Below are 12,203 nucleotides of genomic sequence, written 5' to 3'. Positions count from 1 at the left end.
CAATCGGGCCGCCCGCGCCTATTCTCTCGCGGGCAAGCGGGAGGGACGCATGGCCACCGAGACCGACCTCGTCAAGCTCTATTCCGGGCGCATCCTCGCGCTCGCCGCCGACATACCCCATGTCGGCCGCTTGGAGCGCCCCATGGCCACCGCCCGCCGCCGCTCGCCGCAATGCGGCTCGACGGTGACGGTCGACCTGACGGTGCAGGAGGGCCGCATCGCCAACTTCGCGCAGGACGTGCGCGCCTGCGCGCTCGGCCAGGCCTCCGCCTCGGTGCTCGGGCGTCACGCGATCGGCCGCACGCGGCCCGAGATCGAGGCCGCGCGCGACGCTCTTGCGGCCATGCTCAAGCACGGCGCCCCGCCACCCGCTGCCCCGTTCGAGGCGCTCGAGACGCTTGTCGCGGCCCGCGACTTCGCCAACCGCCATCCCTCGATCCTGCTGGCGTGGGATGCCGCCTGCGAGGCGCTGGCCGAGGCCGAAAAGGCCGCGTAAGCGACTTAGATCCAAAAGAAAAAGCCGCCGCGCCCGAGGGGCCGCGGCGGCAAGTGGCGAATCTGCGTCTCCGGCGACCGTTCCGCGCGGGGACATGCGCGAACGACAGGCAGGTGCGGCGCCGCGGTTGGGGGCACGGCGCGACCGGACGACAGACCGCAGGCAGAAACCCGGTCAGACGAAGACAGGCAGGTGCAGCCCGGCATAGAGGGCCACCATCAAGGCAACGGCGCCGAGCGCGTCGGCCGCCGTGCGGCCCGAAAGAGCGATCCTCTTGACATCGTTGAGCATTGCCATCTCCCTCGCCTGAGTTGCCCCTTTGTTCTCATATGGCGGGCGACCTGTAAAGAACTTTTTAAGAACATTGGCGAACAAAGCGTGTCCCGAGAGGGGCTCGGCCGCTAACCCACTGCGATCATTCGGATCGCTCGATCCTGCTCGAGCAACCACAGCAGCACCCGCGCCGCGCGGCCGCGATCGCTCTCCAGCGTGGGGTCGTCGGCGAGCAGGCGGCGGGCGTCGGATTGCGCCATCGCCATGAGCGCGGTCTGCCGCTCGAGGTCGCCGATACGGAACCGCGGCAGCCCGCTCTGGGCCGTTCCGATCAGGTCGCCCGCGCCGCGCAGGGCGAGATCCTCCTCGGCGATGCGAAAGCCGTCCTCGGTTTCTCTCAGGGTTTCCAGCCGCCTGCGGGCCGTCTCGCCGAGGGGCCCCCGATACATCAGCAGGCAGGTCGACTGCGCCGCGCCGCGCCCGACCCGGCCCCGCAACTGGTGGAGCTGTGCCAGGCCGAACGATTCGGCGCGCTCGATCACCATGATCGACGCATTGGGCACGTTGACCCCCACCTCGATCACCGTGGTCGCCACCAGCAGCGGCACGTCACCCGCCACGAAGCGGGCCATCGCCGCGTCCTTCTCTGCGGGCGGCATCTGGCCGTGCACCAGCGCCACCTGCCCCTCGCCGAGCCGCGCGCGCAGGTGGCGAAAGCGCTCCTCGGCGGCAACAAGGTCGGTCGCCTCGCTTTCCTCGACCAGCGGGCAGACCCAATAGGCCTGCTTACCCTCGGTAATCGCCTTGCGCAGATGCTCCACCACCTCGTCGAGTCGGCCGGTGGAGACGAGGCGCGTGACGACCGGCGTGCGCCCCGGGGGCTTTTCGTCGAGCACCGACAGGTCGAGGTCGCCATATTGCGACAGCGCCAGCGACCGGGGGATCGGCGTCGCCGTCATGACCAGCACGTCGACCGCCTCGCCCTTGGCGCCCAGCTCCATCCGCTGCGCCACGCCGAAGCGGTGCTGCTCGTCGACGATGGCCAGCCGCAGGTCGCGGAACGTAACGTCGGCCTGGAACACGGCATGGGTGCCGATCAGGATCTGGATATCGCCCGAGTCCAGCGCCTTGAGCTTGGCAGCCCGCTCGGCCCCCTTGTCGCGCCCGGTGAGCACCTCGGCGACGATCCCGGCGGCCTCGGCCAGCGGGCGGATCGAGTCGAGGTGCTGGCGCGCGAGGATCTCGGTCGGCGCCATCAGCACCGCCTGCCCCCCGGCCTCGACCGCCGCGCACATCGCCAGCACCGCGACGAGCGTCTTGCCCGCGCCCACGTCGCCCTGCAGAAGCCGCATCATCCGCTTGTCGCCGGCCATGTCGGCGGTGATCTCCGCCACTGCCCGCTCCTGCGCGCCGGTCGGGGAAAACTCCAGCGATCCCAGAATCTTGGCGGCAAGGCGGCCGTCACCTACCGTCGGTCGGCCGGGTCCGAGGCGCAGCCCCGCGCGGGCCAGCGCGAGCGTCAACTGGTGGGCAAAAAACTCATCGTAGGCAAGGCGTTGGCGGGCGGGCGCATGGGCAGCGACCTCTTCGAGGCCCAGCGGCGCGTGCGCAGTCTGGAGCGCCGAACGCCAGCGCGGCCAGCCCTCGCGCGCGCGCAACGGCTCGTCGATCCACTCCTCGAGGTTCGGCGCGCGGTCGAGCGCGGCCTGCGCGGCCTTGGCCATCACCTTCTGCGATACCCCTGCGGTCAAGGGATAAACCGGCTCGAAGGGGGGGATCTCGCCAGCCTCCTCCGGGGGCAGGACGTGGTCGGGATGGGCCATCTGCGCCACCCCGTCGAACAGCTCGACCTTGCCCGAGACGACACGGCGCTGACCGGTCGGCAAAAGACGCCCGAGATAGCGGGGATCGGCATTGAAATAAACGAGTTGAAAGGTGGTCTGCGCATCCTCCACCTCGACCCGGTAGGGCCCGTTGCGCCGCGAGGGCGGCCGGTGGCGGCCGACCACCACCTCGACGGTGGCGACCGCGGGCGGCTGAACGGCGCGGATCGAGGCAACGTGGCGGCGGTCGATGCCGGAATGGGGCAGCGTGAACAGCAGGTCGCGGGGCCGGGTTATGTCGAGCGCCTTGAGCCGCTCGGCGAGGCGCGGGCCGATCCCCGGCAGCGTCTCGATCTCCGCGAAGAGCGGGTAGAGGGCGGGGGGGCGCGTGCTCACTGGTCCACGGCGGGCGCGCTCAGCCGGCGCCGATCAGGCGCAGCCAGGCATCCTCGTCGATCGTCTCGATGCCCAGCTCGGCGGCCTTTTTCGCCTTGCTGCCCGCCCCCGGCCCGGCGATCACGAGGTCGGTCTTGGCCGAGACCGAGCCCGAGACCTTCGCCCCCAGCGCCTCGGCCCGAGCCTTGGCCTCGGCGCGGCTCATCTTCTCCAGCGTTCCGGTGAAGACCAGGGTCTTGCCGGCCACCGGGCTGCCCTCGGCCGTGGGCGCGGCGACGTCGGTGATGGTCAGCCGCTCGGCCAGCCGGTCGATCGAGGCGCGCTCGCGCTCTTGGGCGAAGGCGGTGACGAGCGACTCGGCCATGACCACGCCGATCCCGTCGATGTCGATGAGCTCTTCCCAGGCGGCGCCCTGGCGATCCTCGGCCTCGCGGACGGCGCTGCGGAACGCCGCCCACGAGCCGTAGTGGCGGGCGAGAAGCTGCGCGGCGCTCTCGCCGATATGGCGGATGCCGAGCGCGAAGATCACACGGTTGAGCTCGATTTCGCGCGTTTCCTCAATTGCCTGAAAGAGGTTCTTCGCGCTCTTGTCGCCCCAGCCCTCGCGGTTCTTCAACTGCCGGGGGCCGGAGCCGTACCTCGCTTCGAGATCGAAGATGTCGGCCGGCTCCCTGATCCAGCCGTCGGCGTAGAGCGCCTCGACCTGTTTCGCCCCCAGACCCTCGATGTCGAAGGCGGCGCGCGAGACGAAGTGCTTGAGCTTTTCCACCGCCTGCGCGGGGCAGATCAGGCCGCCGGTGCAGCGGCGCACCGCGTCGCCCTCCTCGCGGATCGCCTCGGAGCCGCAGGCGGGGCAATGCGTGGGAAACTCGTAGGGTTCAGCGCCTTCCGGGCGTTTCATCAGGTCGACATCGGCGATCTTGGGGATCACGTCGCCCGCGCGATACACCTGCACCCAGTCGCCCACGCGGATGTCGCGCCCCTCGCGGATGGGCTGGCCCTTGGCGTCGCGCCCGGCGATGTAATCCTCGTTGTGGAGCGTCGCGTTCGACACCACCACGCCACCCACCGTCACCGGCGTCAGCCGCGCCACGGGCGAGAGCGCGCCGGTGCGGCCCACCTGGATGTCGATGGCCTCGAGCCGGGTCCATGCCGTCTCGGCGGGAAACTTGTGGGCGATGGCCCAGCGGGGCGTGGTGGAGCGATAGCCGAGGCGCCCCTGCAGCGCGAGGTCGTCGACCTTGTAGACGACGCCGTCGATATCGTAGTCGAGCGTGGCGCGCTGCTGCTCGACCGCGGCGTAATGATCGAGCATCTCCGGCACCGTCGCGCAGCGCACCGTCAGCGGGTTTGTCTGGAATCCCAGCGCCTTGAGACGCTGAATTGACGCGAACTGGGTCTCGGCGAGAGGCGCCGACACCTCGCCCCAGGCATAGGCGAAAAACCGCAGGGGGCGCGCGGCGGTGATCGTGGCATCGAGCTGGCGGAGCGAGCCGGCGGCAGCGTTGCGCGGGTTGGCGAAGGTCTTGTCGCCGCGCGCCGCCTGCCGGGCGTTCAGCGCGGCGAAATCGGCGTGCGTCATGTAGACCTCGCCGCGCACCTCCAGCACATCGGGCGCGCTCTCCAACCGCTCGGGAATATCGTTCACCGTCAGGGCGTTGGCGGTGACGTTCTCGCCCTCCTGCCCGTCGCCGCGGGTGGCCGCCTGCACGAGCCTGCCGCCCTCGTAGCGCAGGCTGAGCGACAGGCCGTCGATCTTCGGCTCGGCGGTGAAGGCCAGAGGCGCATCCTCGCCCATCCCGAGGAACGCCCGCACGGAGCGGACGAAATCGGCCACCTCATCGTCGTCGAAGGCGTTGGCGAGCGAATACATCCGCACCCGGTGGCGGACCCTGGCAAAGCCCTCGGCCGGCGCCGCGCCGACCTGCCGCGTCGGGCTCTCAGGCGTGGCGAGGGCGGGGAACGCCTCTTCCAGCGCCAGGGCGCGGGCCTTCAGCGCGTCGTATTCGGCATCGGTGATCTCTGGCGCGTCCTGCCGGTGATACGCCGCGTTGGCCCGCTCGATCCGCGCGCGCAGCGCGGCCAGTTCCGCGGCGGCCTCCGCCTCGGTCAGCTCGCGGGTGTCTGTCTGCGCCTGCCCCATGCGGCGGGTTTAGGGCGGTTGCGGGCGCTGGTCCAGCGGCGCGAAAGGCCCTAGGGTCGCCGCGGCTTGACGGAGGGACGGGTATGCATGTGAGCCCCGCGATGGCGGCCTGCGAGGCGCCGCCGGTGATGGAGGCACGCCGCTGGGTCGAGGGGGTGACCTTTCCCGCGAGCCGCCCGCTCATCAACGTGAGCCAGGCCGCGCCGGTAGAGCCGCCGCCCGTGGCCCTGCGCGAGGCGATGGCGCAGGCGGTGCTGGAAGACGATGCCGCCCATCTCTACGGGCCGGTGCTGGGACTGCCCGCGCTGCGCGAGGAGGTGGCGGCGCAGTTCTCGGCGGCCTACGGAGGGCAGATCGCGCCCGCGCAGGTGGCGATCACCGCCGGCTGCAACCAGGCCTTCGCGGCGGCAATGGCGACGCTGGCGGGCCCGGGCGACGAGGTTCTCCTTCCAACCCCCTGGTATTTCAATCACAAGATGTGGCTCGACATGGCGAGCGTGCGGACGGTGCCCTTGCCCCCGAGCCCCGGCCTGATCCCGCGGGTCGAGGACGCCGAGGTGGCGATCACCGCCCGCACCCGGGCCATCGTGCTGGTGACGCCCAACAACCCGGCGGGCGTGGAATACCCCGCCGGGGTGGTCGCCGCTTTCGCCGAGCTTGCCCGGGCGAAGGGCCTCGCCCTGATCGTCGACGAGACCTACCGCGATTTCGACTCGCGCCCCGGCGCACCCCATGCCCTCTTCGAGCGCGACGACTGGGGCGAGACGGTGCTGCAGCTCTATTCCTTCTCCAAGGCCTACCGGCTGACCGGGCACCGGGTGGGGGCGATGGTGGCCTCGCAGGCACGGCTCGCGCAGGTGGAAAAGTTCCTCGACACGGTCGCCATCTGCCCGCCGCAGATCGGCCAGCGCGCGGCGCTCTGGGGGATGCGGAACCTGAGCCAGTGGCTCGCGGGCGAGCGGGCCGAGATCCTCGACCGGCGGGCGGCCATCGCCGAGGCGATCGCGGCTCTCGCCCCGCTGGGCTGGCGGCTCGAGGGGGTGGGCGCCTATTTCGCCTATGTCCGCCACCCGTTCGACGCGCCGTCGGATGCGCTGGCGAAGCGGCTGGTGAGCGAGGCCGGCGTTCTCTGCCTGCCGGGCACCATGTTCATGCCCGATGGCGGCGGGCGCGCGCACCTGCGCATCGCCTTCGCCAATGTCGACCGGGCCGGCATCGGGCGACTGGCCGAGCGTCTCGGCGCCGTGACCGGCCCGCGCCTTGCGAGCCGGGCGGGCAGCGTCTAGGACGCCGCCAACAGCGCCGGGAGGGAACACATGGCGGAAAGCGTCGGCAAGAAGGCGAGCAAGGTCTTCGTGTGGATCCTGCTCGCGCTGCTGATCGTGGGCCTCGCGGGCTTCGGCATCGGCTCGTTCGGCGGCTCGACCACGGCGGTCGGCCGCGTGGGCAGCCAGGAGATCACGGCGCAGCAATACTTCCGCGCGCTCGACCAGGCGATCCGCGCCGAGCGTCAGGCAACTGGCGCGCCGGTGACGCGGGCGCGCGCCGAGGCGATTGGGCTGATGGCCGAGGTGCAGGGCAGCCTTGCCGGCCAGGCGGCGCTCGACGGCGAGGCGGCCGATCTGGGGCTGTCGGTCAGCGACGAGGTGGTGGGCGAGCGTATCCTGCAGACGCAGGCGTTCCAGGGGCCGAACGGCGCGTTCGACCGGCAGACCTACGAATTCGTGCTGCGGCAGAACGGCTGGACGGTGCCCGAATACGAGGAAGAGGTGCGCGCCGACCAGACCCGCGCGCTCCTGCAGGCGGCCGCGGCGGGAGGCATCGCCCCGCCCGACGCCTTTGCCGACACGGTGACGGCCTACGTGGGCGAACGGCGCAGCTTCGCGTGGCGGCGCTTCGGCCCCGAAGACCTCGACGCCCCGCTGCCCGAGCCCACCGACGCCGACCTGAGGGCGCACTACGAGGAAAACGAAGACGCCTATCGCCTGCCACAGACCAAGCGCCTCACCTATGCCTGGCTGACGCCCGCGGCGCTGGCCGACACGATCGAGCCCGAGGAGGGCGCGGTCGAGGCGCTCTACGAGGAGCGGATCGACGAATACGTGCAGCCCGAGCGCCGGCTCGTGGAACGGCTGGTGTTCGAGAGCGCGGCGGCGGCCGAGCGCGCCGCGGCGGCGCTCGAGGCCGGCGGGACCGATTTCGGCGCGCTCGTGCGCGAGCGGGGGCTGACGCTGCAGGATGTCGATCTCGGCGACGTGGCGCGCGACGATCTGGGCGCGGCGGCCGAGGCGGTGTTCGCCCTTGAGGGCCCCGGTGTCGTGGGGCCGGTCGAGACGTCGCTCGGCCCCGCGCTGTTCCGGGTGAACGCGATCCTCGACGCGCGCGACATCCCGCTCGCGGAGGTGCGTGACGAGCTGGCCCGCGAGGCCTCGATCGAGCGGGCCCGCCGGATGCTGTCGGGCATGGTCGACGAGTTCGACGACCGCCTCGCCGCGGGCGCGACGCTCAAGGATCTGGGCGACGAGACCGAGATGGAGGTCGGCAGGCTCGACTGGTTCCCCGGGGTCGGCACCGAGGCGGGCGAGATCGTGGGCTACGAGCGCTTCCGCGAAGCGGCCCGCGCCGCGCAGGAGGGCGACTTTCCGCAGATCGAGATCCTCGGCGACGAGTCGCTCTTCGCGCTGCGCGTCGACGAGGTGGTGCCGCCCCGCGTGCCCCCGCTGGACGACATCCGCGCCACCGTGGCCGACGACTGGCGCGCCGCAGAGCGCACGCGCCGCCTCGCCGCGCAGGCCGAGGACGCGCGCGCCGATCTCGCGGGCGGCGACGCGCTGGGCGCGTCCGGCGCGGCGGTGGAGACGGCCGAGGGGGTGACGCGCGACGCCACGCTCGAGGGCGTGCCGCCCGCGCTGATCGCCCGCGCCTTCGAGATGGACGAAGGCGCGCGCGCGGTGGTGGAGGGCGACGGCGCGGCCTACCTGCTCGAGTTGCGCGAGATCGCCCCCCCCGACGACGAGAACCAGCGCGTGGCGCTGTTGCGGCAGGCGCTCGAGAGCCAGGCCGCGCAGGGCATGGCGACCGACGCGCTGCAGTTCTACGTCCGGGGGCTGATGGCGCGCGAGGGTGTCAGCTTCGACCAGCCCGCGCTCAATGCCGTCCATTCCCAGGTCTTCAACTAGGATGGTCGCGCTCGCGCCCGCCTACGACGACTTCGCCCGCGGGTGGGAGGCGGGCCAGAACCAGGTCGTCTATGCGCGCCTCGCCGCCGATCTCGACACGCCCGTGTCGCTGATGCTCAAGCTCGGCGGCGCGCGGGCGGACTCCTTCATGCTCGAATCGGTCACGGGCGGCGAGGTGCGGGGGCGCTATTCCATCGTGGGGCTCAAGCCCGACCTCGTGTGGCGCTGCCGGGGCACGACAGCCTCGCTCAACCGCGAGGCGCGGTACGACGGCGACGCCTTCGTGGACGATCCGCGCGACCCGCTCGCCTCGCTGCGGGCGGTGCTGGAGGAGAGCCGCATCGCCCTGCCCCGCGGCCTGCCCTCGGCCGCGGCCGGCCTCTTCGGCTATCTCGGCTACGACATGGTGCGGCTGGTCGAGCACCTGCCCGACGTGAACCCCGATCCGCTGGGCCTGCCCGACGCGGTGCTGCTGCGCCCCTCGGTCGTGGCGGTGCTCGACGGGGTGAAGGGAGAGGTGATCGTCGTCGCGCCGGCCTTCACCGCCTCGGGCCTCACGGCGCGGGCCGCCTACGCGCAGGCCGCCGAGCGCGTGGCCGACGCGGTGCGCGACATCGAGGGCGGCGTGCCGGGCGAGCCGCGCGCGCTTGGCGAGGCGGCCGAGGTCGGCGAGCCCGTGTCGAACTTCACCCGCCCCGCCTACCTCGCTGCCGTCGAGGCGGCGAAGGACTACATCCGCGCCGGCGACATCTTTCAGGTGGTGCCGTCGCAGCGATGGGCGCAGCACTTTCCCCTGCCGCCCTTCGCGCTCTACCGCTCGCTGCGGCGCACCAACCCCTCCCCCTTCCTGTTCTTCTTCGATTTCGGCGGCTTCCAGGTGGTGGGTGCCTCGCCGGAAATCCTCGTGCGCGTCCGCGAGGGCGAGGTCACGATCCGCCCCATCGCGGGCACGCGCCCCCGCGGCGCCTCCGAGGAGGAGGACCGCGCGCTCGAGGCCGACCTGCTGTCGGACGAAAAGGAGATGGCCGAGCACCTGATGCTGCTCGATCTGGGGCGCAACGACGTCGGCCGGGTGGCGAAGATCGGCACGGTGCGGCCGACCGAGGAGTTCGTGATCGAGCGCTACAGCCACGTCATGCACATTGTCTCGAACGTGGTGGGCGAGCTGTCCGACGGGCACGACGCCCTGTCGGCCCTGCTCGCGGGCCTGCCCGCGGGCACCGTCAGCGGGGCGCCCAAGGTGCGCGCGATGGAGATCATCGACGAGCTGGAGCCGGAAAAGCGCGGAGTCTACGGCGGGGCGGTCGGCTATTTCTCGGCCGACGGCGACATGGACATGTGCATCGCCCTGCGCACCGCCGTGGTGAAGGACGAGACGCTGTATGTGCAGGCGGGCGGCGGCGTGGTCTACGACAGCGACCCCGCGGCCGAGTGGCAGGAAACGGTCAACAAGGCCCGCGCCCTGCGCGCCGCGGCCGAGGATGCCGGCCGCTTCGTGCGGCGGGGCAATGGCTGAGCCGGCCCGCCCCCGGCCACTCGGCGCCCCCCACGGCGCCGTGGCGATCGCGTATTTGCGACAGAAAGCAGCGAGGGGCGCCGCGCCGTGACCGACCGGATCGCGCTGTGGCTCGGCGGTCTGCTCGCGCTGACGATCGCCGCGAACTTCCTCTTCGGATGGGAGTTGCACCTGTTCCTCGGGCGCCGCCTGCTGGGGCTGATCGAGTGGCTGGCCTTCTGGCGTTAGGCCGCAGGGCACGCGGTTGACGCGGGCGGCGCGAGACGATTGGAAGGCCGCGACCGGCCGCACGACGCGGCGCGAGACATGGGAGAGACGACGATGGCGGTAAAGGTGGCGATCAACGGCTTCGGCCGGATCGGGCGCAACGTGCTGCGCGCGCTGATCGAGACGGGGCGCACCGACGTGGAGGTCGTGGCGATCAACGACCTCGGACCGGTCGAGACCAACGCGCACCTCCTGCGCTACGACAGCGTGCACGGGCGCGCGCCCTTCGAGGTCAGGACCACCGGCGAAGGCATCGACGTGGGCCGCGGGCCCATTGCCGTCACGGCCGAGCGCGACCCGAAGGCGCTGCCGTGGTCGGATGTCGACATCGTGCTCGAATGCACCGGCATCTTCACCGACAAGGAGAAGGCGCAGGTGCACCTGGAGAACGGCGCCTCGCGGGTGCTCGTCTCGGCGCCCTCGAAGGGCGCCGACAAGACCATCGTCTACGGCGTGAACCACGACACGCTCACGACCGACGACCTCGTGGTGTCGAACGCCTCGTGCACGACGAACTGCCTCGCCCCCGTCGCCTACGTGCTGAACAAGGCGCTCGGGATCGAGCGCGGCTTCATGACGACGATCCACTCCTATACCGGCGACCAGCCGACGCTCGACACGATGCACAAGGATCTCTACCGCGCCCGCGCCGCGGCGATGTCGATGATCCCGACCTCGACGGGCGCGGCGCGCGCCGTGGGTCTCGTGATGCCCGAGCTCGACGGCAAGCTCGACGGCGTGGCGATCCGCGTGCCGACGCCGAACGTCTCGGTGGTGGACCTGACGCTCGAGGCCGGGCGCGAGACCTCGACCGACGAGATCAACGAGGCGATCCGCGCGGCGGCGTCGGGCGAACTGCAAGGCATCCTCGGCGTGACCGACGAGAAGCTCGTCTCGACCGACTTCAACCACGACCCGCATTCGTCGATCTTCGCCACGGACCAGACCAAGGTGCTGGAAGGCAAGCTGGTGCGCGTGCTGTCGTGGTACGACAACGAGTGGGGCTTTTCCTGCCGGATGCTCGACACCGCGGCCGAGATGGGCAAGCATCTCTGAACTCGGGCGACGATCCGAGACGGCGGCGCCGCGCTCTCCCTTGAGCGCGGCGCTTCTCGTTGGCGACGCCGCCGGCGTCGAAGCCATGCAGTCGATGCAAGCCCGGATCACGTAATCGGGGGATTGTTCCGAGGGGCGTTAGCGCCAACATATGCCGCGACGCAGCAATGCACTGACCACCGCCCGTGAGGACAGACCAATGACCGACCTGATCATCCGCATCCGTGACATCGCCGACCGCCGCGCCCGCTATGCCCGCACCCGCCGCGAGCTGCGCGCGGTGCCCCTCGACGTGGCGCTCGACCTCGACTTCGACCGTGCCGAGGCCGACCGCCTTGCCGCCCGCGCCGTCTACGGCGCCTGATCCCGCGACCGGGGATCTCCTTTCAGCCCCCGGCCAAAGCCCAAGGAAAGGACTGACGGAGCTATGCCCGATTTTGGGTGACACGGCCTGATCAGGCGGCGCGGGTTTCGGTGTCACGTGCGGCGACGCCGTCGTTGAACGTGACGCCCTCGACGACCTTTGGCAACTGGTTCGCGCCCTTCAGGCGGCGCCAGGTTTTCGCGGCGGCCTGAACGAGCTTGAAGACCATCAGCTTCGCCGTCTTCTGCGACAGGGCGCCCTTGGTCCGGACCGTTCGGTGCCGGACGGTGGCGAAGACGCTCTCGATCGGGTTGCCGGTGCGCAGGTGGTCCCAGTGCTCGGCAGGGAAGGCGTAGAAGGACAGCAACGCCTCACGGTCCTTGGTCAGGCAGGTCACGGCCTTCTCGTACTTGGCCCCGTACTTGTCCGCGAAGGTGTCCATGGCGGCCTCGGCGGCAGCGCGGGTCTCGGCCTGCCAGATCTCCCGGAGGTCGGCCTTCACCGACGGATGCATGGATTTCGGGAACTTGTTCAGGACGTTCGAGGTCTTGTGGACCCAGCACCGCTGGTGACGCGTGCCCGGAAAGACTTCGTCGAGGGCCTTCCAGAACCCCATCGCCCCATCGCCCACGGCGATCTCGGGTGGCACCTTGAGGCCGCGTTTCTTGATGTCGACCAGCAACTCCCGCC

At 71.1% G+C, this 12,203-nt stretch carries 10 protein-coding genes; 7 read left to right on the top strand and 3 right to left on the bottom strand.

Translation table 11 applies throughout. The features are described from left to right. The first annotated feature begins 49 nt into the window (after nt 1-49). The gene (locus tag DLJ49_RS13390) at nt 50-496 is read left to right on the top strand and encodes an iron-sulfur cluster assembly scaffold protein (protein WP_115394064.1); all 447 of its coding nucleotides are present in this window, start codon (nt 50-52) and stop codon (nt 494-496) included. Between the two features lie 401 nt (nt 497-897). On the opposite strand, the gene recG is transcribed toward DLJ49_RS13390, so the two are convergent. Together recG and ligA are read right to left on the bottom strand one after the other, a co-directional pair. Then, entirely contained in the window at nt 898-2,988 is a 2,091-nt protein-coding gene (gene recG, locus DLJ49_RS13385; protein ID WP_115394063.1) for an ATP-dependent DNA helicase RecG, read from the bottom strand. Between the two features lie 19 nt (nt 2,989-3,007). Beyond that, on the bottom strand, nt 3,008-5,131 hold the full coding sequence (ligA, locus tag DLJ49_RS13380) for an NAD-dependent DNA ligase LigA (protein WP_115394062.1): 2,124 nt from the start codon (nt 5,129-5,131) through the stop codon (nt 3,008-3,010). 83 nt (nt 5,132-5,214) lie between these two features. On the opposite strand from ligA, the gene DLJ49_RS13375 reads away from it, so the two are divergent. From DLJ49_RS13375 to DLJ49_RS22130, 6 genes are all read left to right on the top strand, one after another. After that, nucleotides 5,215-6,417, top strand: coding sequence for an aminotransferase (locus tag DLJ49_RS13375; protein WP_115394061.1), 1,203 nt, complete (start codon nt 5,215-5,217; stop codon nt 6,415-6,417). A gap of 30 nt (nt 6,418-6,447) precedes the next feature. Then, nucleotides 6,448-8,310, top strand: a complete 1,863-nt coding sequence (locus DLJ49_RS13370; RefSeq protein ID WP_115394060.1) for a peptidylprolyl isomerase — start codon at nt 6,448-6,450, stop codon at nt 8,308-8,310. A 1-nt stretch (nt 8,311) separates the two neighbouring features. Further along, the gene (trpE, locus tag DLJ49_RS13365; protein ID WP_115394059.1) at nt 8,312-9,826 is read left to right on the top strand and encodes an anthranilate synthase component I; all 1,515 of its coding nucleotides are present in this window, start codon (nt 8,312-8,314) and stop codon (nt 9,824-9,826) included. 87 nt (nt 9,827-9,913) lie between these two features. Next, nucleotides 9,914-10,054, top strand: coding sequence for a hypothetical protein (locus tag DLJ49_RS22135; RefSeq protein WP_199533374.1), 141 nt, complete (start codon nt 9,914-9,916; stop codon nt 10,052-10,054). A 93-nt stretch (nt 10,055-10,147) separates the two neighbouring features. Further along, entirely contained in the window at nt 10,148-11,149 is a 1,002-nt protein-coding gene (gene gap, locus DLJ49_RS13360) for a type I glyceraldehyde-3-phosphate dehydrogenase (protein WP_115394058.1), read from the top strand. Between the two features lie 199 nt (nt 11,150-11,348). Further along, nucleotides 11,349-11,513: a hypothetical protein gene (locus DLJ49_RS22130; protein WP_199533373.1), complete on the top strand. Its 165-nt coding sequence runs from the start codon at nt 11,349-11,351 to the stop codon at nt 11,511-11,513. A gap of 91 nt (nt 11,514-11,604) precedes the next feature. On the opposite strand, the gene DLJ49_RS13355 is transcribed toward DLJ49_RS22130, so the two are convergent. After that, nucleotides 11,605-12,203, bottom strand: a 599-nt coding sequence (locus DLJ49_RS13355; protein WP_115394057.1) for an IS256 family transposase, incomplete at its 5' end; no start/stop codon positions are given.

Source organism: Rhodovulum sp. 12E13 (assembly GCF_003340565.1).
In the GTDB taxonomy this organism is placed as follows: Bacteria; Pseudomonadota; Alphaproteobacteria; order Rhodobacterales; family Rhodobacteraceae; genus HLUCCA09.
The sequence above is the reverse complement of the archived record's forward strand: the minus strand, read 5'-3'. Positions and strand labels throughout refer to the sequence as shown.